Here is a 21,961-nt window from a genome sequence, read left to right as displayed (position 1 = left end):
CACGCTACGACCTAGTAGCGCCGAAATGGATCTTCGCTGTTCTCATGTCCGCCAGACAGTGGACACCGTAGAGGAGAATGAATCATGGAATTACACCAGGAAATGGAAAAAATCGGTGAACGGGCGCGCATAGCCCAACGTCGCCTGCAAAGTGCAGACAGCGCCGCCAAGGACCAGGCCCTGCGCCTGATGGCGGAGTTCTTGCGCCGCGATGCCGATAATTTGCAGCGCGCCAACCGCAAGGATTTACGTAGCGCCGAGGAGGCCGGTAAAGATTCCGCCTTTATTGATCGTTTGCGCCTGGACGATGCGCGCATCGAAGGAATGGCCCAGGGCCTTGAAGAGATTGCGGCACTTCCTGACCCGGTGGGGGAGATCACGGATTTGCGCTATCGGCCCAGCGGTATCCAGGTGGGTCACATGCGCGCCCCTCTGGGCGTGATTGCCATGATTTACGAGTCCCGCCCCAATGTTACGGCAGATGCCGCCGGACTTTGCGTCAAGTCGGGAAACGCCGTCATCCTGCGCGGCGGATCCGAGTCCCTGCACAGTAACATGGCCATTGCCGAGCGCCTGCGAGCAGCGCTGGGCAAGGCCGGTTTACCCCTGGATCTGGTGCAGTACGTCAATACCGCTGATCGCGAGGCAGTCGGCATGCTGATCAGCATGGATAAGCATGTGGACGTAGTCATTCCGCGCGGCGGGAAAAGTCTGGTATCCCGCATCAAATCCGATGCCACCGTACCGGTCATCATGCATCTGGATGGTAACTGTCATGTGTATGTAGATGCCGAAGCCGATGCCCGGAAAGCCCAGAAAGTGGTGGTCAACGCCAAAACTCAACGCCTGGGCACCTGCAATACGACCGAAAGCCTGCTGATCCATCAAAGCCGCATGGATGACTTGCTACTGCCCATTGTTCAGGCCCTGCAGGAAAAAGGCATTGAAGTGCGCGCCTGTGAGCGCAGTCTGCCCATGCTGCCCGGCGCCGTGGCCGCCAGTGAGGAAGACTACGCCACGGAATATTTAGCCCCTATCATTTCGCTCAAAATTGTGGACGATCTCGATGCGGCTATCGCCCACATCAATCACTACGGTTCGCAACATACTGAATCCATCCTGACGGAAAACTATACTCATGCCCGCCGTTTCCTGCGGGAAGTCGATGCCAGCTCGGTGATGGTCAATGCCTCCACCCGCTTCGCCGATGGTTTTGAATACGGTCTGGGCGCGGAAATCGGCATTTCCACCAACCGCTTGCATGTCCGTGGCCCGGTTGGCCTGGAAGGACTGACCCTGCAAAAATGGATTGTTCTGGGAGATGGCCATATCCGCGCCTGAAGCCCCCACTGCGGCACTGCAACAGCTGCTGGAGAAGCTGGGTCATAGTCCGTCTGTGGCTGCTGCCACGCTGACTGAACCTCACGCCCTGCTGCAGGAAGCCCGCTATTGGGGTATTCCCCTGCGCCGGTCTGGTGATAGCCTCTCTCTGGAGTATCCCCACGCGCCTCTCAGTGCTACGGAAATTGCGTATGGTACGGGTATTCCCGAAAGCCGCATCCGGGTTCTGCCAGCCTGTGCGTCGACCAATACGGAATTACTCGACAACCCGGGCGACCCGGGTATTTGTCTGGCGGAAAGCCAGTGGGCCGGACGGGGACGCAGAGCCCGGCACTGGTCTTCGCCATTCGGCCTGCACCTGGCCATGAGCATGGCCTGGTCACAAAACACTCGGATCAATCCCGCCCTGACCCTGGTCGCCGGCCTCGGCGTATTTCAGGTACTGAAAAATAGCGTCAAGGGGCTCTGGATCAAATGGCCCAATGATATTTGGGTCAAGGACCGCAAGCTGGGCGGTATATTGCTGGAAACCCGACGCCTCACCCAGCAACCCCTGCCCCATGAAACCAAGTTCCGTGCATCACCACCCCATGGGGCCAATCTGCTGGTGCTGGGACTGGGATTGAATGTACACCACGACACCTCCCTGCCGGATAGCGCCGTGAGCCTGGCACAACTCCATGTCCACCTGTCGCGCAGCCAACTGGCGGGTCAGATTCTGCAGCGCTGGCAGGCAGATTTTGCCCGCTTTGACCGCGATGGCCTGCAAGCCTTTCTGCCCCTCTGGCATGATGCGGCTGCTCCCATGATGGGTCAGATTGTCCAGATCAGTGATATCGATAGATATTATCCCGCTCTGGTCAGAGGCATCGGCACAGATGGGCGTCTACACGTTCAGGAAACGGGCAAGGCTCCGGTCTGGCTCAGTGCTGGCGAAGTCAGCTTGCGGCCGATCGCCTCTTGATGATGTCAGCATGATCTTGATCGCCGTGGGCAACACCCGAACCCTGCTGGCTTACAGCGAGGATGGACTGCACTTTCAAAGCATCAGTGTAGCCACTGCCTTGCATCCAACCCATATTTTACAGCTGTGGGAACAAACCCGACCGTTGTTGGAAGATGAAGATTTTGCCCTGGGTGGGGTTGTCCCCGAAGCCATGCAGCGCTGGCGAGAAACATTACCCCCTGGTCGCCTGCGCGAGCCCGAGCTGGCCGTATTCCAGCAGCGTATTCCCAACAGCTATGTACCCGCTGAGAGTCTGGGTTTTGACCGGCGCTGCTGTCTGCTGGCAACAGCCCGTGATTTCCCGACGCAAAGCAGCATCGTCATCGACATGGGCACCGCCATTACTATTGATTTATGGGCTGATGGGCGCTTCCAGGGTGGCAGAATCCTGCCGGGAATCACGATGAGCATACATGCCCTCTATCTGGGTACGGCTTTGCTGCCTGACCTGGAGCTGCCCATGACCGTAGCCGACACGGGGAATACCACCGCTGCGGCGATCCAATCCGGCGTATGGCATATGTTTACCGATGCCTTGCTGGGTGCCATTCAGCAATTTCAGGGCTTGTTTCCAGATGCACAGGTTTTGCTGACTGGCGGGGACGCGCCCCTATGGCAAGCCCGGATTCCCGGCAGTCACTATATACCGGATCTGCTCCTGCGGGGATTTTATGGGTGGTTACAAAGCTCTTCATGACCCGAAAATAATGTTCAGCCACTTGGCAGCCATGCGCTACCAGCATCTCCATTTTCCTCTTGGCGTTTATCGCTCCCCCATGTAGGCTACTCCCATGACTCAGCCCTTCCAGCGCGTTCTGCTCGTCAGCAAATACCGTGATCCTTCGGTGCTACCGGGGTTACGGAAATTGCGCGACTTTATTCAATCCCTGGGCTTTGAAGTTTTCATCGAAACCCAATGTTCCCATGAGATCAATGACGACCTGGGTCTGCAGCGCTTAGCCTTTGCGGAAACCCGGCCAGAAACTGATCTGGTCATCGCTATCGGTGGTGATGGGACACTCCTGGGTACCGCCAGAAATACTGCCAGCAATGGTGTAGCCATTCTCGGGATCAACCAGGGTCGTCTCGGTTTTCTGGCAGACCTTTCCATTGATCAGATGGAAACAGCACTACCCCCCATTCTGGAAGGTCACTACTTGCAGGATAAACGTCGGGTATTGCATGCAGAATTATGGCGTGACCATTCACAAATCCACAGCGGCCTGGCCATCAACGAAATTTTCATTCACAAGGGCTGTGGCGAAAGCATGATCGAAATGGGCGTTCACATGGATGGCCGTTTTGTGTATACCCAGCGCGCAGATGGCGTCATCATCGCCACCCCTACCGGTTCTACGGCTTACGCTCTGTCTGCCGGTGGACCGATTCTGTCCCCTGGCCTGGAAGCCTTGTTGCTGGTTCCCATCTGTCCCCACACGCTTACCGCACGGCCCCTCGTGGTTGCTGACAGCGTACAGATTCGGGTGCGTCTGACGGCTTGCCGTCAACCTGCAGCACTCAGCCTGGACAGTCATAACAGCGTCCCCCTGACGGCGGGCGATGAGATTCTCATTCGCCGCGCCCCCTGTACGGCCCACTTTATTCATCCCGAAGAAAAAAACTTCTTCCAGATACTCCGCGAAAAATTGCACTGGGCCGAATCTCCGGGAGAAGATTGAATGTTGCTCAGTTTGCAGGTGCGCAATTTTGCCCTGATTGACAGCGTCAGCATAGATCTGGACCCCGGCCTGACCGTGCTGACCGGAGAAACCGGGGCGGGTAAATCCCTGCTGGTCGATGCCATCGCCCTGCTGCTCGGTGACAAAGGCCACGCAGACAGTATCCGCCACGGCGCCGAACAGGCCGAAATCAGTGCAGAATATGCTCTGGATCCTGAGCATGAAGCCCGCCACTGGTTGCGTGAACAGGATATGGACAGCGCTGAGGGCATCTGTGTGCTACGCCGGATCATCCAACGCAATGGTCGCAGCCGCGCCTTCATCAACGGTAGCAGCGTCACTCTCACTCAGCTTCGGGAATTAGGTGAACATCTGATCGAGTTGCTGGGTCAACATGAACACCAGAAACTGCTCCATCCAGACCGGCAACTGGCGCTTCTGGACCGCTTTGCCGGATCCACAGAAATCCTCGATCAGGTGGCCGACAGCCATCAGCAGTGGCGGCAACAAGCCCGGCGCTGTGAAGATTTGCGCACGCAGCAAACCCATCAGAACGAGCAGGCCGACTGGCAACGCTTTCAATTGCAGGAGCTGGAAGCCGCAGCACTGCAGGAAGAAGAATGGGACAGCCTGCGCAGTGAAGAGCAACGGCTCGGCGCGTTCGAAAAGCTGCGCGAACATGTGCATGCCGCCCTGGATCGCCTGGAAGGTGAGGACTGCCCGGCCAGCCGGGCACTGGCAGAGGCCCAGCGGCATCTCAGCGTGGCCAGCCAGCATGATCAGCACTTGCAGGAAAACGCCGAATTATTGAATGGCGCCCTGATTCAGACCGAAGAAAGTATCGCCAGCCTGCACGCCTATCTCGCCGATCTGGAAGCGGATCCGGAAAGGCTGGAAAGCATTGCTCGCCGCCTGCAACAACTGCAGGATCTGCAGCGCAAGTATCATTGCGATCTGGCAGGTCTGATCGACAAACGCAACACCCTGCGCCAGGAACTACAGGGCAGCGAAGACTTGGAGAGTCAGCTGCGCAGTGCCGAAGAGGCGCTGCTGCAGGCCAAAACCGCTTATATCGCGCACAGTTGCGCACTCAGCACAGCCCGGCAAGCCCAACAGCAGGCTCTGGCAGCAGCAGTGGCCGAGCAGATCCGGCAACTGGGGATGCCCCACGCCGAAGTGGAATTACGTCTGCAGAGTCATCCCGAAGATGAAAAAATCTGGCGAAGTCATGGCTGGGATCAGGCCGAAATCTGGATTACCGCCAATCCCGGGCATCCGCCCCAACCCTTGGCTAAAGTGGCTTCCGGGGGGGAACTGTCGCGCATCAGCCTGGCCTTGCAGGTCATTCTCGCAGCACCCGAGCGCATGGATACCCTGATTTTTGATGAAGTGGACGTGGGTATTGGCGGAGCGGTGGCCGAACGGGTAGGTCGCCTGCTGCGTCGCCTCGGCACCCGGCAGCAGGTCCTCTGTGTCACCCATCTGGCCCAGGTCGCGGCCCAGGGCCACCAGCACCTGCATATCGAAAAACAGATTATCGATGGACAGACCCTCAGCAATATCCAGCGCCTGCCAGAGAGCGAGCGTCAGCTGGAAGTTGCCCGCATGCTGGGCGGTATTGATCTCAATGCCGCTGTACACGAAGCAGCGGCGACACTGTTGGCCAATGTAGAAGACTGATGCCCAGACACAGTCGGGCGCTGTGCTCCAACTCAACTCTGTAGCCAATCTTCTACACTAGGCCAGAATACCAGGGTCGCATACACTGCGAGACAAGCGGTGGCGAAAAGTGTCAGGGTGTTACAGGGCGGAGTGAATGGCAGCGGACTACATGGAAAATTTCGGGACAGAAAGGGACCATTTGGATTCCCGGAGCAAAGCGCCAGATAAAACCATTTCGATTCCCCGACGGGTGCTGCTTTTTGCCATTCTCATCCTTCTCCTGGTCGTAGGCGTCGTGTTGGTCGCTGTCAAGGCTATCCATACCTTGGGTGACAGCAGCAATACCCTGGTTACCGTCGGACTACCGCTACAAAAACAATTACTGGAAATGCATGGGCAACAGCGCCAAGCCGAATTTTATCAGGATCTGGCGCGAATACTTCCCCATGCCGGCTATAAAAAAACCTTTACCCGGCTCATTGCCCGCGAACAAGCCAGCTTGCGGACCATTCAGACCAGTGCGGCAGCATTTCCGGCCCTGACCAGCGCACTGGAACAACTACAAAACAGTTTAAGCAATTACGCTCAGACGGCCCAGACAACTGCTGACCCCAAAGATCCGGCAACCACCCAGATCGCCAAGAGCAAAACATTAGTGGAGAGTAGTTTTCAACAGGTGCATCTGGCCATGCAGCATTTGCTTCTGCTGCAGGGAAACGCAGCGGAAACCGCACGCACCCAGGCCGTTGAACTGCTCTATGCTCTGGTGGCGATGACTGCACTGCTCAGCTTATTGATTCCCTGGCGGGTGGCCACCGCACTAACACGCCCACTTCGGGACTTTCGTCTGGCTCTGGAAGACATCGGTGCCGGCAAGTTTACCCATGTGGCCAGTGATGGCCCCCAGGAATTACGGGATCTTGCCCGCAGCATCGAAAGCATGCAGTCTCGGCTGCGCGAAGAAGAACGCCTGCGCCATGAATTTCTCAGCCAGGTTTCCCATGAGCTGAAAACCCCTCTGGCCTCTGCCCGCTCCGGCAGTGAACTGCTACTCAGCGAACGTATTGGTCCCCTGCTGCCACGACAGCGCGAAGTCCTCGAAATTGTCGTGCGACAGGTCAAGGAATTATACGCGGCCATCCAGGAAATGCTCGATATGCACGCCCTGCAGGCACAGTCTCTGGATTTTTCACCGCAAATGGTATCTGTGCCCGAAATTCTCGATGACCTGCACAAGCGCCTGCAGCCATTGACTGAAAAAAAGCAACAAGCTCTCTCCTGCAGTAGCAGTCACGACGCGCTGAAAGTATATGCGGACCCGCAACGTCTGCGGCAAATTCTCGGAAACCTCGTCAGTAATGCCCATAAATATAGTCCTGCCGGCGGAAAAATCAGTGTCCATGCCAGCAGCGAAGCGCAGGGAGTGTTGTTCCGGGTGGAAGATGAAGGCCCGGGCATTCCCGAAGAATTGCTGGGGAGAGTATTTGAACGTTTTTATCAGGTGCCGGTCCGAAACAGTCTCCCCAGGGGAACCGGACTGGGGTTAGCCATCACCCGCGAACTGGTAGCCGCCCAGAACGGGTGGATCCGGATTCAGAATCGTCCACTGGGAGGCCTCCAGGCCGAAATCTGGTTACCGTCATCTCCACAGAAGGCCAAACTCTGATGCACCGAAATCACCGTTCTATTCCTTGGTGGGCAGGACTCAGTAGTCTATTGTTCCTGAGTGCCTGCGCTACCATTCAAACGCCAGCGCCACCACACAAGTCCCCGCAAATAGACCTGAGCGCGCTCTCCAGACCCGATCTGCTGCTCGCCCTTCACCATTGCGGAATAGCCAATTCACTGGCCTGCACCCATATTCATCTCGCCCTGGCAAACAGTTATTTGAACAGCAGCTCTCTCAACAAAACCACTTTGGATAATGCGGATCGGGAACTGGATCTGGCAGCTCAAAATCAGAAACTAGCTCTCCAGACCCGCTCTTTGCGGCGTGTTGTCCGCGCACTTCTGGAAAACCAGATTCTGCTGCAGCAATATAAGTCTCGCCTTCAACAAAGCCAGTTGCAAACCCAAACAGCCCTGAAAGAGGCGCATACTGCTGAAACACGTTTGCACCAACTGGAAAGTCTGCTCCAGCACCATGCGGAAAAAACGCTGAAAACGCCTGACCACCGGGTGCCTTGAGATGTCGAAAACCATGCCAACCATTCTCATCATCGACGACGATCCGGACTTTTTACGGCTACTGGGTTTGTGGCTGGAAAGTGAGGATTATCGCGTGCTGAGCAGCCAGCATCCCGTGCAAGGATTGGAAATACTTCATCGGGAAAATATAGATGTGCTGATTACTGATTTGCGCATGCCGGTCATGGATGGCATGGCTGTCCTGGAAACCGTTCAGGCCCGCGACTCTGATTTACCCGTCATCCTGCTGACTGCCCATGGCAGCATTCCCAATGCTGTAGAAGCCATGCGCGCCCAAGCCTTCGGGTATCTCAGCAAACCTTTCAGCAATGAAGAATTGCAAACGCTGTGTACTGCAGCTCTGGCGCAACGCCATGCCAGTCGCGAGCTGGGCAAATTGCGGGCGGATCTGCGCGCTCAAGCCGGGCAGAGTATTCTCCACCGTAGCCCGATCATGGCCAGTCTGGTCGATGAAATTTCGCGCATAGCCTCTTCCTCAGCCAGTGTATTTCTTTCTGGAGAAAGCGGCTCCGGGAAAGAGCGGGTCGCCCGCGCCATTCACGAAGCCAGCGCCCGTCACGAGCAGCCCTTTATCGCCGTTAATTGTGGAGCCATTCCTGCCGAATTGGCTGAAAGTGAACTATTCGGCCATGTCAAAGGTGCTTTTACTGGAGCCACCCAGGACCATGCCGGCCTGCTTCGCAGCGCTGACCGAGGGACTTTGTTTCTTGATGAAATCGGTGATCTGCCCTTGGCGCTTCAGGTCAAATTGCTGCGGGTGCTGCAGGAAGGGACCCTGCGGCCGGTTGGAGCCAGAAGTGAATTATCCGTGGATTTACGCATTATCAGCGCCACGCATCACGATATTCATGCCCTCACGGCCAGCGGCGCCTTCCGTGAAGACCTGTATTACCGCCTGCACGTCATCCCTCTGCGGGTACCCAGTCTCAGCGAACGACCCGAAGATATCCTGCTTCTGGCCCAACATTTTCTGGATCGGGAAAGTCAGCGCCTGGATCGCAACATACGAGGCTTCAGCCCCGACGCCATGGATAAACTGATGCAAAGACCTTGGCCCGGGAATGTGCGGGAGCTCGAAAATGCCGTCAGCTTTGCCGCCGCCGTCACCGAAAAGGGCTGGGTCGCCGGTGAAGCCATTCCCGATGCCGGAAGGCAAGGCGGATTCAGCGCATTCCCCCCTTTACAGGATGCCAAAACAGCCTTTGAACGGGTGTATCTGGAAAACCTGCTGCGTGCCACCGACGGCAATATTTCCCGTGCAGCGCGCATTGCCGGCAGGCATCGCACCGATCTCTACAAACTCATGCGCAAACATGGCCTGGCTCCGCAACTCTTTAAATGCCCGGAAATACGTGATGATCAGCCTTGAGTGGCATCCCGTTTCAACCATTTTTTGTTATGCTACAAGAGATCTTTTCATCATGGTTTACTTATGACGCTACCCGTACCGGTTACGCCAAAACCGCGTTTTCAACATTGGCATTTACGGCGCTGGTTTGCCCAAGGGCTGCTCATCTCCCTGCCCATCGGCCTGACCATTTATGTGGTCTTGTGGATTGGCGGCTGGCTGAACAATCTCTTTGAAGCGCCTATCAGGGCGGTGTTTGGTATCGACATTCCCGGCCTGGGACTGGTATTGACCTTACTGACGATCCTGGGAGTCGGATTTCTCGCTTCCCATGTCCTGACTGCCTGGATTTTTGAATGGCTGAACAAGGCATTGGCGCGGATCCCGGTGTTGCACAGCCTTTACAGCACGATCCAGGAAACTGTGGGCTTACTGTTCGGCGGTGCCGACCGGGGCTTTCGCAGCGCGGTTCTAGTGCGCCAGGGTGGCGATATGGGCTATATCATCGGGCTGGTTACCCGCGACAGCCTGCAAGAGCTGCCCCATCTTCCTGAAGATTGCGTGGCGGTTTTCATTCCCATGAGCTACGGCGTCGGTGGCTTCACCTGCCTGATCCCCCGCGAAAAAATCATTCCACTGCCGGACATGACCCCGCAACAGGCTTTACGCTTTGCCATGGCTGGCGGAGTGGGGGGTGGAAAAATTTCTCGGGAGAAGCCCGAAAACATTACCACTCCGGAAATCCCGGAATCTGGTGCAGACGGGCTTTCATAAATTCACTCAAGAACTCCTGTCGCTTTGCGGCAAACGGGTGGTCTTGGTTATACTCGCCTCATTCATAAAGGAGATGAACCATGGCTGAAGTCCGTAAAGCAGTGTTCCCCGTGGCTGGATTAGGTACCCGTTTTTTGCCTGCCACCAAAGCCAGCGCCAAGGAAATGATGCCGGTTGTGGATAAGCCACTCATTCAGTACGCCGTCGAAGAAGCCATTGCGGCCGGCTGCGATCAGCTGATTTTCATCAGTGGTCGCGGCAAACGCGCCATTGAAGATCATTTTGACGTCTCTTACGAACTGGAAAACGAACTGGAAAAACGCGGCAAGAAAGCACTCCTGGAACAAGTGCAAAGTATTTTGCCCCGCCATGTCAGCACCATTTTTTTACGTCAGCCCTATCCCCTGGGTCTTGGTCATGCGGTGCTGATGGCCAAACCGGTGGTAGGTGATGAACCCTTTGCCGTACTACTGGCCGACGATCTCATGCTCGGAGAACCGCCCGTACTGGCACAGATGGTCGAACAACACCATCGTTATCAGGCCGGGATTCTGGGCGTCGAAGAAATCCCCCGTGAACACTCCACCCGCTACGGCGTAGTGGATGCCCGCCCCTGGGACGAACGGATTTTTCAGGTCAGCAGCATTGTCGAAAAGCCGAAACCAGAGAAAGCGCCTTCCAATCTGGGCGTCGTGGGTCGCTATATTCTCCCGGCGCGTCTCTTTCATTTTCTTGAAAAAACCCAAAAAGGCGCCGGGGGCGAGATCCAGCTGACGGACGCCATAGCTCATCTCCTCAACGAACGTCAGGTGCTGGCCTACCGTTTTGCCGGCGAGCGCTTTGATTGTGGCGACAAATTGGGTTATCTCAAGGCGACCATCGCTTTTGGCAAACGGCATGCCGAAGTCGGTGCCGAATTTACTGAATACATGAACGATCTCTGTCATAGCCAATGCAAAGACGTCGAGGCTGGCAATGCAGCGTAAGGGGATTCTCCTTGCCGGGGGTTCCGGCACCCGGCTGTATCCCCTCACTCAGGCGGTCAGTAAACAGTTGATGCCGGTGTATGACAAGCCGTTGATTTATTATCCACTGGCTACGCTGATGCTGGCCGGCATCCGCGAAATCCAGATTATTTCCACTCCGAATGACCTGCCACGTTTTCAGCAGCTCCTCGGGGATGGTCAGCAGTGGGGCCTGGATTTCTGCTATGCCGAACAGGCGCGGCCGGATGGGCTTGCTCAGGCCCTGCTCATCGCCGAAGCGTTTCTGGCGGAGAGTCCTTCGGCGCTGGTTCTCGGCGATAACGTCTTTTATGGTCATGATCTCAGCGAGTCCTTGCAGTTATGCAATCAGTCTGAAGATGGAGCAACAATTTTTGCCTACCACGTCGCCAACCCGAAAGCTTATGGTGTGGTGGAGTTTGATCGTCAGGGCATTGCCATTGGTCTGGAAGAAAAGCCGGCCAAACCGCGCTCTTCTTACGCTGTAACCGGGCTGTATTTTTATGATGCCGATGGTAGTCGCATGGCTCGGGAAATTCGCCCTTCGGCACGCGGAGAACTGGAAATCACTGACCTCAATCGTCTGTATCTCGAACAAAAGCGCCTGCATGTGGAAGTCTTGGGACGAGGCACAGCGTGGCTGGACACGGGCACCCATGCTGATCTGCTCAATGCCGGGCAGTTCATTCGCACCCTGGAAGAGCGTCAGGGTCTGAAAGTCGCCTGCCCCGAAGAAATCGCCTATCGTATGGGTTATATTGACGCAGAAGCGCTAAGCCGCCTGGCTGAACCCCTGAAAAAAAGTGGTTACGGTGAATATCTGTTGCGCCTTCTCGAAGAAGGAAAGCTGTTTTGAAAATTGAAAAATTACGCATTCCCGAAGTGTTACTCATCACCCCCAAGGTATTTGGGGACAGTCGAGGATTCTTCATGGAAAGCTGGAACCAGCGGCAGTTTGCCGAGGCCGGATTGCAGCTCGATTTTGTGCAGGACAACCACAGTCGCTCTCAACAAGGGGTACTGCGCGGCCTGCACTACCAGATTCACCAGCCCCAGGGGAAACTGGTGCGAGTGGTTTCCGGTGCCGTTTTTGATGTGGCCGTTGATTTACGCCGCTCATCCCCCACTTTCGGGCAGTGGGTCGGCGCCACCCTTTCTGCCGAAAATCACCAGATGCTCTGGGTACCTCCAGGCTTTGCCCACGGCTTTTACGTCCAGAGCGACATGGCCGATTTTCTCTATAAAACCACCGAATTTTATGCTCCGGAAGCCGAACGCTGCATCATCTGGAATGATCCTGATATCGCTGTAGCCTGGCCGATGGCGGCAGGCTCCATGCCGCAGTTGGCCGCCAAAGATGCCGCCGGTTGTGCTTTCAACAAGGCAGACACCTACTCGTGACCCCTTCATTGTCTGCGCAAAGAGCGGTATCATCGCCCACTTTCCCGAGGAGCAGCGGTATCCATGATCATCATTGACGGGGTAACCGAAAGCGGGGGTAAGTTCCGTCCCTCGGCCTGGGCAGAAATGCTTATTGAGGGCGTGGGCCTTGCCCATTTCGGTGCCGATCACAAAATTCATTATCTGCCTCTGATTGAGCCCGCCAACATCAATGGCAATGCGGCCATCATCATGGATGAAAGCCTGGAAGAGATTCGTCCCGAAGCCTTCGCGGAAATCATGCGCTTTGCCGCAGAAAATCGCTTGCAGGTCCGTCACGAGGAGGGCAGCATCAGCGACCGACAAAAAAGCCCTGGCCGGCGCCGAGCGCGTCCGGCGCAGCGGCGTCCTTTCTGATGACCAGACGCCCCGAAAAATCCAGTCAGATCCGTTTTGCCTGGGCGCTGGTAGCGGTCATCGTCATTTATGGCCTATTCGCCGTTATTCTCAGTGTGCATGTCATCGATCAGCAGAGCAGCGCCCGCACAGACCTCTATGCCGCTCTGGAAACGCTCGATCAGTTGCACCAGGAAGCCATGGCTTCGGCCAGTTCAGCAGATGTCCGCAGCGCCATCACCAGGGCCTGGCAGGATCATCGCGCTTTTGCCGCAGGATCCTCGCAACAGGCCCGTTTGATTGCTGACCAGCTCATCACCCGCCTGAATCAGGAATATCCCCACCCTGCCTGCGGACAAAAACGTCCTGCTTTTGTTGCCCCTGAAGAACTCCCCAAACAGCGGGCCTGTATGGTGGTCGTAGGTATCAAAAATAATCAGGTCCGGGTGACAGGGTATGACACCCAGGGGATGGCCATGGATAACTTTTATGAATTCTTGTACGCGCCAACGGGACGTTCTGACTGAATTAACGGGCTTATTAAACAAGGGAGAAGTTGCATGCAGCGGGTACTGCTTTTCGGAGCTAACGGTCAGGTCGGCTGGGAGCTACAGCGCCAGCTTCCCGAATCTGCCGAGCTGCTGGCTCTGTCGCGCAGCCAGGCGGATATCAGCAACCAGGAACAGGTCTCCAGGATAGCCGCCGCATTTCATCCCGATCTGATCATCAACGCTGCTGCCTACACGGCGGTGGATCTGGCCGAATCTGAGTCGGAAAAAGCCTACGCCATCAATCGTGATGGAGCCGCCCATTGCGCCGCAGCGGCTGCAGAACAGGACGCTCGACTCATTCACCTGTCCACCGACTTCGTCTTTGACGGCAACCGGCCTACCCCCTACCCTACCGATAGTCTGCGCCGACCATTGGGGATTTACGGGGCCAGCAAGGCGGCTGGTGAGGTCGAAGTAGAACGTATCCTGGGCAATAAAGTGCTGATTCTCAGAACTGCCTGGGTGTATAGCGCACACGGTAAAAACTTTGTGAAAACCATGCTACGGCTGATGAAGGAAAAAGAGAGCCTGGGCGTGGTGGGAGACCAACTGGGCAGTCCGACCTGGGCGGCAGGACTGGCCGCAGCCATTTGGCGGGCAGCCGAACAACCTGAATTCCACGGCATCCAGCACTGGACGGACGGAGGAGTCGCTTCCTGGTATGACTTTGCTGTCGCTATCCAGGAAGAAGCCCTGACTCTGGGCCTGCTTCCCCGCAGCATTCCCATTCAGATGATTGCCAGCAGCAGTTATCCCACCCCTGCTCGTCGTCCCGCTTGTGCAGTATTGGATAAAAGTGTCAGCTATGCCGCCTTGGGCGCCGCGCTCCACTGGCGACAGGCCCTTCGCCAGATGCTGGCCGACAAAGATTCAGAATAAAGACAGGAGATCCCACCCCCATGAGCACCACATCCATTGCCGAAAAGCGCTTGCTGGTCACCGGTGCCGCCGGCTTCATCGGCAGCAATTTCTGTCATCACTGGCTGGCCACGCACCCCCAGGGGACACTGATCGCCTTCGATGCCCTCACCTATGCCGGCAATCGCCATAATCTGGAGGGACTGGAAAAGCACCCCGGTTTTCATTTTGTGCATGGCGATATCAATGACGCCATGATGCTAGAAAACAGCCTGCGCAGCCATGCCATTAACGTCATCGTGCATTTTGCGGCAGAAAGTCATGTGGATCGCTCCATTCATGATCCCGACGCCTTTATTCAGACCAATATCGTCGGCACCCATACCCTGCTCAAGGTCGCCAAAGCCCTCTGGCTGGACGACCCGGACGGCCCTGTCCCCCATCGCTTTCATCACATTTCCACCGACGAGGTGTATGGCACCCTCGCCCCCCAGGATCCGCCTTTCCGCGAAGATACCCCTTATGCTCCCAATTCTCCCTACGCCGCCAGCAAGGCCGGTTCCGATCACCTGGTCCGCGCCTATCAGCATACCTATGGCCTGAGCACCACCACCAGCAATTGCTCCAACAATTACGGCCCCTTTCATTTTCCGGAAAAGCTCATTCCCCTCATCATTGTCAACATTCTGCACAACAAGCCCCTGCCCATTTATGGTGATGGCCAGCAGATCCGCGACTGGCTCTATGTCGAAGATCACTGCCGGGGAATCGCCGCTATTCTCGAGCAGGGTCAGGAAGGCGAGAGCTACAATATTGGCGGCTGTAATGAATGGACCAATCTGGACATTGTGCAACTGATCTGTCGGAGTATGGATGATCTGTTTGCCAGCCAGCCGCGCTGGGCCAGCCAATATCCTCAGGCTGCACCTGCACTGGAGCGCAAAAGCGCGGAGCTGATCGAGTACGTCCGCGACCGTCCCGGTCATGACCGCCGTTATGCCATAGATGCCGGCAAAATCACCCGCGAACTGGGCTTTGAGCCCGCCGTGGATTTTCCCACCGGCATCCAGGACACCATCCTCTGGTATCTGGAGCATCCCCAGTGGTGGCAGCAAGTCATGGATGGCAGTTACCGGAACTGGTTGGATCAGCAGTACGGAGCAGGATGAGGGCCATAGCCCTCCCGCCCAGCAATACCCAACGCCCTATAATCTATCGGGATTTCTGGTAATTCTTGCGCCGGAACAAGTCGGTTTTGCGCGATACCAGGCGATCCAGAAACAAAAAACCGTCCAGGTGGTCCATTTCGTGCTGCACGGCCCGGGCTTCAAAGCCTTCACACTCGTAGCTGCGTTCTCGACCCAACACATCCTGAGCCTGCACCTGAATGCGTTCGGCGCGGATGACATTACCGGTGAAATCCGGCACGGACATGCATCCCTCTCGCCCCACCGCCATGCCCTCCCAGGCCAGCAGTTCCGGGTTGATGAGTACCATTAGGCCGTGGCAATTATCGCCCAGTTTGGGGCGCACATCGACGATCACAATACGCTGGGGACGATCCACCTGGGGGGCGGCAATACCCACCCCTCCGGGACCGGCATACATGGTTTCCGTCAAATCACGGACAAATTGTTGCAATGCATCGTCAAAAACCTGCACCGCTTCGGCCTTGCGCTGCAGACGGGCATCCGGATAAGTCAGAATGGGCAGAACGGCCATCAGAAAACCGCCGCTTCCAGGGGATGCACCCCCACTTCAATGCCTTCTTTTTCCCGTAAGGGCAGGACCGCTTGGCGCACGCTCTCAATACCATCAGGCGCATAACCCTGGATGACCATGACATAGAGGGGCCGCTCAGCACTGCCGGAACTTTCACTTTCCAAATCAATCACATTAAAGCCGATAGCTGCGAGGGCGCCGGTTACTCCGGCGACAATACCGGGATGGTCGGCACCGTAAACCGTGACCCGGGTATTGGGCAGCGCTGCGGTGACAGCCACACTGGGAATCGGATCCAGATGCACCCGCAAATTCAGGCGTTTGATGGCGGGGTCCAGGGCCATTTCCACCGAACCCAGATCCCGGCTGTAATCGATGACCTGCATGATGGTGAAATATCCACCCAAACGCATCATTGAGGCATCACCAATGGAGCAGTCCGCCGTAAACAGCGCCTGGGTGACTGCTGCGACGATTCCGGGACGATCTTCGCCAATGACGGTGAGAAGCGCTTGACTCATGCCTGAACTCCTATAGCTTTGGCCTGTACGAGATAACGAAAACAATATTCCAGTAATTCCAGATGATGTCGAGCGGAGAGCAGGTCCTGTCCCCAGACGGTCACCCCGTGCTGGTGAATCAGGGCACCGGGCACCCGGGGGAGGGATTGCGCAAGGGCTTTATCCATATCTTCGGCAATCCGGGCCACATTCTGATGATTCGTAAACACCGGAAGATCCACCTCGGGTTCGGCATCGGGAACGCCCAAGCCCTTGAGCATCTCCAAGGGCGGCAAACGCAACTGTCCATTCCGGGCAAAATGTCCGCAGAGATTGGCTTCGATGGAGTGCACATGAAAAACCACCCGGGCATCAGGGACATGGCGATAAATCACCTGATGAATGGATGTTTCTGCGGAAGGTTTGCGACCGGCCGGAGCAGAAAGCACTTCCCCTTGCAGATTCACGGACACAAAATCATCCGGGGTCAGCAAGTCTTTGGGCCGCCCGCTGGCGGTAATCCAGAAGGCAGCATCGGACACACGCGCCGATAAATTGCCGGCGGTTCCCAGCATCCAGCCCCGTTCATAAAAGCTGCGCGCCGACTGCGCCAGTTGCTGGCGGACATCTTCACTGTGCATGATGTTGCTCCTGCCACCACCCCTGTTTTGCCAGTGCCGTATTCACATCATCAAGGGTTTCAAAAGGTATGAAGGCCTTGCCTTCCGCCTCCAGATACTGGGCCAGACGATCCCGGGCACAAACCAGTGGACAGTCTCTGGCCACCCGCAGATCGGTAATGGAGTCCCCGATACACACGGCGGTAGCCGAATGATAGTGATCGAGGACCTGACGTTTGGCGACCAGTTCCTGGGCATCCTGCCAAGGTGAAAAAACCCGCAGGGTCGGTCCGGAAACATCCACTTCCAGACCATGAATGGCGTGAATGGCCCTGCGATAAGGCGCCAGGACGATTTCCGCCATACGCGTAAAACCGCCGGTGACGACAATAAACGGCACTTCGGCCCGGCGAGCCGCATCCAGCAAGGCGGGCAGGCCTGGGCGCAAGGCGGTATCTCGCACAAAATCCTCCATTTCCGGCCAGCGCCGGGAGGGAATGCCCTCTAATACGCGGGGCAAACCTTCTCGCAAACTCAGGCGTTGCGCGTAAATTTCCGGCAGAATGGCGGCGGCGGACTCAGGCGCAAAATGGCGCATCAAGGCAACAAATATTTCTGTTTCGGTGATGGTGCCGTCAAAATCGCAAAAAATGGCCTTCGCGAACATCAGGCATTCCCCCATTTTTCGACGGCCGCACGCAAGGGTCCGGCGGGCAGATCGGAGAGCTGCCAGGAGGCACCATCCTGCCAGCGCTCCAGCCCCTCATGGAAGGCCAGCACACCACTGGCAGGCCCCATGGGATGATCCATGATGCCCGTTCCGGCATTGAGAATAACGTCCTTTCCGTAATCTTTGAGAATGGCACTCAGCATACCGGGATGCACGCCCGCCGAGGGTACCGGAGCCACGTCCCTGGCCCGCAAGGCCTGAACAATGCCCTGCTCATCAGTTTCCGGAAAAGGCAGGCTGCCATAATGGGCGGGATACAGCACCGCATCTGCGCCTGCGTAGGACATGACCGTGCCCAGCAGGGCGGGATAGGCAAAACCATGATCCGGGGCAGCACACCAGGCTCCCGCCAAGGCGGGATGGGCGAAAATCGGGACGTTCACCTCTGGATCGGCGGCCAGGGCTTCCAAGATCGGGAATCCGTAGGTCAGCACATTCAGGAGCAGGGCATTGGCACCCCGGGCCACCAGTTGCCGGGCGAGATCCTGAACCTGCCGGGCATCCCCGGAGAGGTTCATGGCATAAAGCAGGTCCCGTCCGGTTCGATCCCGGCGCGCTTCGATAATCGGTACACAGGCTTCCCAGCGGGCCAGGGTGGCTGCCGAGGGAAGATTGGGCAGAATTTCGTCATCCTTGATGATATCCAGACCCGCCATGGCCACTTCGGCCAGAATTTCAGCGTGGTCCTCGGCACTCAAACCCAGGGCAGGCTTGAAAATAGCCATGATCAGAGGGCGTTCTGCCACATGGAGTTTTTTGCGGATACCCGCCAGACCAAAACGACAGGCTTGCCCATAATCCACAGGCAGGCGGATGGCCATCACCTTGGCTGGACCGGCCAGGGAATATTTGCCGAAAATCATGGTCAGGAGACTGCCCATGCGGCCATCGACGTTTTCTGCCGGAAAGGCGATGGTCACGAGCTGCCGCCCCGAAGGTAAGCTGCGAATATCCCGCAGCTCGGCCAGATGCCCACGCAGCTGCGCCTCCCGGTGCTGAAAGCGGGCGTCCCAGCTTCCCGCCGTCTGCCCGATGGCGATGGCCTGGGCCTGACGGGCGGCATCCACACCCGCAGGGAATTGGTAGTCCACTTCGATCACGTGGCTCATGGGTGGGCGAATTCCTGCAGGGGCCGATCGGTGTACAGAGGTGTCCAGCCGCCCCGGGCGCTGAAATAGCGTACCGCCTTGATCCGTTGCCGCTGATTGAGGCGAAACCAGTGCTCCACATGGGAAGGCACATGAATATAATCACCTGCTACCACGGTCAGCTCAACCTGGGAGTCATCGGGCAATACAAAACCAAACACCCCCTCACCATCGACAATATAGCGGACCTCTTCATCATCATGGGTGTGGATGCGATGAAAACGGGTATTGAGGGTCTCCAGCTGGGGATGCCCCGGGTAGAGCACCACCAGATCCCGTTCCTGATAGCCTTTTTCTGTCTGCAGGCGCTGGAAAACGCCATCCAGCCCTTCCAGCAGCCGGGCCTGTTCGGCGTCATCCAGTTCGGGTGCAGCCAGCAAGGCAAGGGTCTGCCCGTCAGTCGGCACGGGCAGCGTTTCGAGTATGACCCCCAGCCCTGCCAATACTTCAGCGATAGTCGCCGGATCTGACACCAATGCCGGATCACCGGCTCTGCGCAAAGTTGCCATAATGACTCATTCCCTCCAGAGCAAAGATGCCATTCGTCCAGTGACGCCATCACGTCGATACGAAAAAAAATCGCGATCACTGAAAGTACAGTGGTCCCCACCATAAATGGCGGTCACCCCAACGCGCTGCAGACGTTGCCGGGCCAGCTGGTAAATATCGGCCCACCAGCGATCCCCCTGGCCCGGCCGAAAGGCACTCTCAGAACCGGGATCCTCCGCCAGAAAAGCCGCCCGCAATTCCGGACCCACTTCAAAAGACTCCGGGCCAATGGCTGGTCCCAAGTATATCAGAACTTCCTCGCCGGGCACCTCCAAAGCAGCCACACCTTTTTCGAGAATCCCGGCCAGCAGGCCCCGCCAACCGGCATGAAAAGCCCCCAGATGCTGTCCGTCACGACTACAAGCCAGTACCGGCAGGCAGTCTGCGCTGAGCACCGCCAGCACCGAACCGGCAGCGTGCGTCACTGCTCCATCGGCTGCGGCGTCAGCACAGGCCGGTGAATCAGCACATATCTGCAAAAGTTCCGTACCGTGCACCTGCCGCAACCACTGCGGCTCTCTCGGCAAACTCAGCAACGCGACGAGATGCTGTCGGTTTTTCGCCACCGCCTCGGGATCATCACCCACATGATCGCCCAGGTTGAAGCTGTCATAAGGGCCACCACTGTATCCACCGTAGCGCAGGGTAAAAGCACTACGAACGCCTTTGGGCAGGGGCCAGTCAGGTATCCGGATGGGACCGGAGTCAGCGCGCACGGCGGACCTGCCGCAACACATCCAGCAGTTTTTCCATATCCTCGGGAAGTGGGCTTTCCCAGCTCATGAGTTCTTCGCTTTCCGGATGATACAACTTCAGCCGCCAGGCATGCAGGGCCTGCCGCCGAAACTGCTGCCAATACGCCAAGCCCTCGGCATCCAGCCCCTGAGGCACCGTCATCCGCCCCCCATAAACGGGATCGCCGACCAATGCATGCCCCAGATGCGCCATGTGTACGCGAATCTGATGGGTGCGCCCGGTGGCCAGACGCAAGCGCAAATAACTATGGCGGGGAAAGCGTTCGACTAGGCGAAAATCCGTCTGGGCAGGACGACCGTCTGCCCGGACCGTCATCCGCAAGCGATCATGGGCATGGCGGCCGATGGGTTCATCCACCCGTCCACCGCCGGTCATCGGGCCATTCACCAGCGCCAGATATTCGCGATGCATGGTATGGTCACCCAACTGATCAATGAGGGATTGCCGTGCCATTTCGGTTTTGGCAACCACCAGCAGCCCGGTAGTGTCCTTGTCAAGACGATGCACAATACCCCCCCGGGGGAGATAGGCATTCTCCGGCAGATGCGCCAGCACACCGTTCACCAGCGTACCGTCCGCATGGCCTGCACCGGGATGGGTCAACTGCCCGGCCGGCTTGTGCAGGACCAGAATCTGCGCATCTTCAAACACAATATGCAGGGGAATATCCTGGGCCACCCAAACGCTGGGTTCACTTTCCGGCCAGTCAATATCTACCGCCTCGCCTCCCTGAATGCGCAGGCTGGGTTTTTCCGCCGTGCCATTCACGCGAATATGCCCGTCTTTCAGCAGGGCCTGGATCCGGCTACGGCTGACATCCGGAAGCAGGGCACTCAACACCGCATCCAGTCGTTCACCGGCTTGATCCACTGGCAAAATCATCGAAAGTCCCGTAGTATCATCGCTCATGGCTCGCCACTATAGACTATTGTCCTTCATGCGCAAACGCTTACTTGTTACCTGTTGTTGCACTGCCCTTCTGGCCGGTTGTGCCAGCAATCCCCACAAAGATGATCAGGCTGCACTGAATCACGAATCCGCCGCCGCCATGTTCCAGCCGGGCAAACAAGCCATGGAACGCGGTGATTACAGCGCGGCCATCCGCCACTATGAAGCGCTGGAAACCCGCTATCCTTATGGCCCTTATGCCGAACAGGCGCAACTGGATACAGCTTACAGCTACTACAAGAGCGGGGATTCCGATGCGGCAGCAGCAGCGGCCGAGCGCTTTATCAAACTACATCCGGCCAATCCCCATGTGGATTATGCCTGGTATCTCAAAGGCATTGCCTATTATGAAGGCATCCAGGGCGCCGAATGGAATCCCAAACCGGCCGAAGAAGCCTTCAATGCGCTTGATACTCTGGCCAAACGCTGGCCGCACAGCGCCTATGCCGTGGATGCTCGCCTGCGCATGGCCAAAATCATCGATATTCTCGGCAAACGTAATCTCGATATCTGCAAGTTCTATTACGTGCGCCACGCTTACGTGGCCGCAGCCAACCGCTGTAATACCGTGGTAACCCGCTTCCAGCTCAGTCCGGCACGGCAGGAAGCCCTCTACTATCTGGTCCGTTCCTACCGGCACTTGAATCTGCATAATCAGGCAGAAACTGTCTACAAGGTGCTGGCGTATAACTATCCCAAAAGTAAATACCTGGGAGATCTCGGCAAAAACAACGGATAAAATAGGGGCAGTTGGCGGGCACGGTTCATTGCGCCCGACTTG

At 57.0% G+C, this 21,961-nt stretch carries 25 protein-coding genes; 17 read left to right on the top strand and 8 right to left on the bottom strand.

The window, feature by feature from the left end:
• The first annotated feature begins 84 nt into the window (after positions 1–84).
• The 16 genes from B1757_RS02085 (at position 85) to rfbB (ending at position 15,376) form a co-directional block, all read left to right on the top strand.
• Entirely contained in the window at positions 85–1,341 is a 1,257-nt protein-coding gene (locus tag B1757_RS02085) for a glutamate-5-semialdehyde dehydrogenase (protein WP_101536729.1), read from the top strand.
• Positions 1,322–2,305 carry a biotin--[acetyl-CoA-carboxylase] ligase gene (locus tag B1757_RS02080; protein WP_172437559.1) on the top strand — a complete coding sequence of 328 codons (984 nt, stop codon included), beginning with the start codon at positions 1,322–1,324 and terminating at the stop codon, positions 2,303–2,305. Before B1757_RS02085 ends, B1757_RS02080 begins: the two co-directional genes overlap by 20 nt.
• Before the next feature lie 10 nt (positions 2,306–2,315).
• Positions 2,316–3,044, top strand: a complete 729-nt coding sequence (locus B1757_RS02075; RefSeq protein ID WP_101536727.1) for a type III pantothenate kinase — start codon at positions 2,316–2,318, stop codon at positions 3,042–3,044.
• Positions 3,045–3,138: 94 nt separating this feature from the next.
• The gene (locus tag B1757_RS02070; RefSeq protein WP_101536726.1) at positions 3,139–4,026 is read left to right on the top strand and encodes an NAD(+)/NADH kinase; all 888 of its coding nucleotides are present in this window, start codon (positions 3,139–3,141) and stop codon (positions 4,024–4,026) included.
• On the top strand, positions 4,027–5,706 hold the full coding sequence (recN, locus tag B1757_RS02065; RefSeq protein WP_101536725.1) for a DNA repair protein RecN: 1,680 nt from the start codon (positions 4,027–4,029) through the stop codon (positions 5,704–5,706). It begins immediately after the preceding gene.
• 136 nt (positions 5,707–5,842) lie between these two features.
• On the top strand, positions 5,843–7,354 hold the full coding sequence (locus B1757_RS02060; protein WP_101536724.1) for a sensor histidine kinase: 1,512 nt from the start codon (positions 5,843–5,845) through the stop codon (positions 7,352–7,354).
• Positions 7,354–7,875 (top strand): hypothetical protein, encoded by a 522-nt coding sequence (locus tag B1757_RS02055; RefSeq protein WP_143484188.1) that lies wholly within the window; start codon positions 7,354–7,356, stop codon positions 7,873–7,875. Before B1757_RS02060 ends, B1757_RS02055 begins: the two co-directional genes overlap by 1 nt.
• 1 nt (position 7,876) lies before the next feature.
• Positions 7,877–9,265 (top strand): sigma-54-dependent transcriptional regulator, encoded by a 1,389-nt coding sequence (locus B1757_RS02050; protein WP_101536722.1) that lies wholly within the window; start codon positions 7,877–7,879, stop codon positions 9,263–9,265.
• A 63-nt stretch (positions 9,266–9,328) separates the two neighbouring features.
• Complete coding sequence (locus tag B1757_RS02045; RefSeq protein WP_101536721.1) at positions 9,329–10,018, top strand: DUF502 domain-containing protein; 690 nt, start codon at positions 9,329–9,331, stop codon at positions 10,016–10,018.
• An 80-nt stretch (positions 10,019–10,098) separates the two neighbouring features.
• The gene (galU, locus tag B1757_RS02040; protein WP_101536720.1) at positions 10,099–11,004 is read left to right on the top strand and encodes a UTP--glucose-1-phosphate uridylyltransferase GalU; all 906 of its coding nucleotides are present in this window, start codon (positions 10,099–10,101) and stop codon (positions 11,002–11,004) included.
• Positions 10,994–11,878: a glucose-1-phosphate thymidylyltransferase RfbA gene (gene rfbA / locus B1757_RS02035; protein ID WP_101536719.1), complete on the top strand. Its 885-nt coding sequence runs from the start codon at positions 10,994–10,996 to the stop codon at positions 11,876–11,878. The genes galU and rfbA overlap by 11 nt, the downstream gene beginning before the upstream one ends.
• Positions 11,875–12,423, top strand: coding sequence for a dTDP-4-dehydrorhamnose 3,5-epimerase (gene rfbC, locus B1757_RS02030; RefSeq protein ID WP_101536718.1), 549 nt, complete (start codon positions 11,875–11,877; stop codon positions 12,421–12,423). Before rfbA ends, rfbC begins: the two co-directional genes overlap by 4 nt.
• A 63-nt stretch (positions 12,424–12,486) precedes the next feature.
• On the top strand, positions 12,487–12,819 hold the full coding sequence (locus B1757_RS02025) for a DUF3579 domain-containing protein (protein WP_101536717.1): 333 nt from the start codon (positions 12,487–12,489) through the stop codon (positions 12,817–12,819).
• Positions 12,819–13,325, top strand: coding sequence for a hypothetical protein (locus tag B1757_RS02020; protein ID WP_101536716.1), 507 nt, complete (start codon positions 12,819–12,821; stop codon positions 13,323–13,325). The genes B1757_RS02025 and B1757_RS02020 overlap by 1 nt, the downstream gene beginning before the upstream one ends.
• Positions 13,326–13,358: 33 nt before the next feature.
• Complete coding sequence (gene rfbD, locus B1757_RS02015; protein ID WP_101536715.1) at positions 13,359–14,228, top strand: dTDP-4-dehydrorhamnose reductase; 870 nt, start codon at positions 13,359–13,361, stop codon at positions 14,226–14,228.
• 20 nt (positions 14,229–14,248) lie between these two features.
• The gene (gene rfbB, locus B1757_RS02010) at positions 14,249–15,376 is read left to right on the top strand and encodes a dTDP-glucose 4,6-dehydratase (RefSeq protein ID WP_101536714.1); all 1,128 of its coding nucleotides are present in this window, start codon (positions 14,249–14,251) and stop codon (positions 15,374–15,376) included.
• A gap of 43 nt (positions 15,377–15,419) precedes the next feature.
• On the opposite strand, the gene def is transcribed toward rfbB, so the two are convergent.
• Genes def through rluD form a run of 8 tightly spaced genes read right to left on the bottom strand, consistent with a single transcriptional unit; the run spans position 15,420 to position 21,141 of the window.
• On the bottom strand, positions 15,420–15,929 hold the full coding sequence (gene def, locus B1757_RS02005; RefSeq protein ID WP_101536713.1) for a peptide deformylase: 510 nt from the start codon (positions 15,927–15,929) through the stop codon (positions 15,420–15,422).
• The gene (locus B1757_RS02000) at positions 15,929–16,450 is read right to left on the bottom strand and encodes a glycine cleavage system transcriptional repressor (RefSeq protein WP_101536712.1); all 522 of its coding nucleotides are present in this window, start codon (positions 16,448–16,450) and stop codon (positions 15,929–15,931) included. Before B1757_RS02000 ends, def begins: the two co-directional genes overlap by 1 nt.
• Complete coding sequence (gene mtnB, locus B1757_RS01995) at positions 16,447–17,070, bottom strand: methylthioribulose 1-phosphate dehydratase (RefSeq protein ID WP_101536711.1); 624 nt, start codon at positions 17,068–17,070, stop codon at positions 16,447–16,449. Before mtnB ends, B1757_RS02000 begins: the two co-directional genes overlap by 4 nt.
• Entirely contained in the window at positions 17,060–17,716 is a 657-nt protein-coding gene (locus tag B1757_RS01990) for an HAD-IB family phosphatase (RefSeq protein ID WP_101536710.1), read from the bottom strand. Before B1757_RS01990 ends, mtnB begins: the two co-directional genes overlap by 11 nt.
• Complete coding sequence (locus B1757_RS01985) at positions 17,716–18,888, bottom strand: RuBisCO large subunit C-terminal-like domain-containing protein (protein WP_101536709.1); 1,173 nt, start codon at positions 18,886–18,888, stop codon at positions 17,716–17,718. The genes B1757_RS01990 and B1757_RS01985 overlap by 1 nt, the downstream gene beginning before the upstream one ends.
• Positions 18,885–19,436: a cupin domain-containing protein gene (locus B1757_RS01980; protein WP_101536708.1), complete on the bottom strand. Its 552-nt coding sequence runs from the start codon at positions 19,434–19,436 to the stop codon at positions 18,885–18,887. The genes B1757_RS01985 and B1757_RS01980 overlap by 4 nt, the downstream gene beginning before the upstream one ends.
• 6 nt (positions 19,437–19,442) lie before the next feature.
• The gene (pgeF, locus tag B1757_RS01975; RefSeq protein ID WP_253253656.1) at positions 19,443–20,192 is read right to left on the bottom strand and encodes a peptidoglycan editing factor PgeF; all 750 of its coding nucleotides are present in this window, start codon (positions 20,190–20,192) and stop codon (positions 19,443–19,445) included.
• Entirely contained in the window at positions 20,182–21,141 is a 960-nt protein-coding gene (gene rluD / locus B1757_RS01970) for a 23S rRNA pseudouridine(1911/1915/1917) synthase RluD (RefSeq protein ID WP_101536706.1), read from the bottom strand. The genes pgeF and rluD overlap by 11 nt, the downstream gene beginning before the upstream one ends.
• A gap of 28 nt (positions 21,142–21,169) precedes the next feature.
• On the opposite strand from rluD, the gene B1757_RS01965 reads away from it, so the two are divergent.
• Positions 21,170–21,919: an outer membrane protein assembly factor BamD gene (locus tag B1757_RS01965; protein ID WP_101536705.1), complete on the top strand. Its 750-nt coding sequence runs from the start codon at positions 21,170–21,172 to the stop codon at positions 21,917–21,919.
• Positions 21,920–21,961 lie beyond the last annotated feature (42 nt).

This window comes from Acidithiobacillus marinus (assembly GCF_002847505.1).
Classification (GTDB): Bacteria; Pseudomonadota; Gammaproteobacteria; order Acidithiobacillales; family Acidithiobacillaceae; genus Acidithiobacillus; species Acidithiobacillus marinus.
The sequence above is the reverse complement of the archived record's forward strand: the minus strand, read 5'-3'. Positions and strand labels throughout refer to the sequence as shown.

Bases quoted from the DNA above. Each gene is read 5' to 3' on its own strand.
- galU (WP_101536720.1), top strand. From the start codon at position 10,099: ATGGCTGAAGTCCGTAAAGCAGTGTTCCCCGTGGCTGGATTAGGTACC.
- rluD (WP_101536706.1), bottom strand. From the start codon at position 21,141: ATGAGCGATGATACTACGGGACTTTCGATGATTTTGCCAGTGGATCAA.
- def (WP_101536713.1), bottom strand. From the start codon at position 15,929: ATGGCCGTTCTGCCCATTCTGACTTATCCGGATGCCCGTCTGCAGCGC.
- B1757_RS02075 (WP_101536727.1), top strand. From the start codon at position 2,316: ATGATCTTGATCGCCGTGGGCAACACCCGAACCCTGCTGGCTTACAGC.
- B1757_RS02080 (WP_172437559.1), top strand. From the start codon at position 1,322: ATGGCCATATCCGCGCCTGAAGCCCCCACTGCGGCACTGCAACAGCTG.
- B1757_RS02045 (WP_101536721.1), top strand. From the start codon at position 9,329: ATGACGCTACCCGTACCGGTTACGCCAAAACCGCGTTTTCAACATTGG.
- B1757_RS01990 (WP_101536710.1), bottom strand. From the start codon at position 17,716: ATGTTCGCGAAGGCCATTTTTTGCGATTTTGACGGCACCATCACCGAA.
- B1757_RS02020 (WP_101536716.1), top strand. From the start codon at position 12,819: ATGACCAGACGCCCCGAAAAATCCAGTCAGATCCGTTTTGCCTGGGCG.
- B1757_RS01985 (WP_101536709.1), bottom strand. From the start codon at position 18,888: ATGAGCCACGTGATCGAAGTGGACTACCAATTCCCTGCGGGTGTGGAT.
- rfbA (WP_101536719.1), top strand. From the start codon at position 10,994: ATGCAGCGTAAGGGGATTCTCCTTGCCGGGGGTTCCGGCACCCGGCTG.
- rfbB (WP_101536714.1), top strand. From the start codon at position 14,249: ATGAGCACCACATCCATTGCCGAAAAGCGCTTGCTGGTCACCGGTGCC.
- mtnB (WP_101536711.1), bottom strand. From the start codon at position 17,070: ATGCACAGTGAAGATGTCCGCCAGCAACTGGCGCAGTCGGCGCGCAGC.
- B1757_RS02055 (WP_143484188.1), top strand. From the start codon at position 7,354: ATGCACCGAAATCACCGTTCTATTCCTTGGTGGGCAGGACTCAGTAGT.
- B1757_RS02000 (WP_101536712.1), bottom strand. From the start codon at position 16,450: ATGAGTCAAGCGCTTCTCACCGTCATTGGCGAAGATCGTCCCGGAATC.
- B1757_RS02085 (WP_101536729.1), top strand. From the start codon at position 85: ATGGAATTACACCAGGAAATGGAAAAAATCGGTGAACGGGCGCGCATA.
- B1757_RS02050 (WP_101536722.1), top strand. From the start codon at position 7,877: ATGTCGAAAACCATGCCAACCATTCTCATCATCGACGACGATCCGGAC.
- rfbD (WP_101536715.1), top strand. From the start codon at position 13,359: ATGCAGCGGGTACTGCTTTTCGGAGCTAACGGTCAGGTCGGCTGGGAG.
- recN (WP_101536725.1), top strand. From the start codon at position 4,027: ATGTTGCTCAGTTTGCAGGTGCGCAATTTTGCCCTGATTGACAGCGTC.
- B1757_RS02060 (WP_101536724.1), top strand. From the start codon at position 5,843: ATGGCAGCGGACTACATGGAAAATTTCGGGACAGAAAGGGACCATTTG.
- B1757_RS01980 (WP_101536708.1), bottom strand. From the start codon at position 19,436: ATGGCAACTTTGCGCAGAGCCGGTGATCCGGCATTGGTGTCAGATCCG.
- B1757_RS01965 (WP_101536705.1), top strand. From the start codon at position 21,170: ATGCGCAAACGCTTACTTGTTACCTGTTGTTGCACTGCCCTTCTGGCC.
- B1757_RS02070 (WP_101536726.1), top strand. From the start codon at position 3,139: ATGACTCAGCCCTTCCAGCGCGTTCTGCTCGTCAGCAAATACCGTGAT.
- B1757_RS02025 (WP_101536717.1), top strand. From the start codon at position 12,487: ATGATCATCATTGACGGGGTAACCGAAAGCGGGGGTAAGTTCCGTCCC.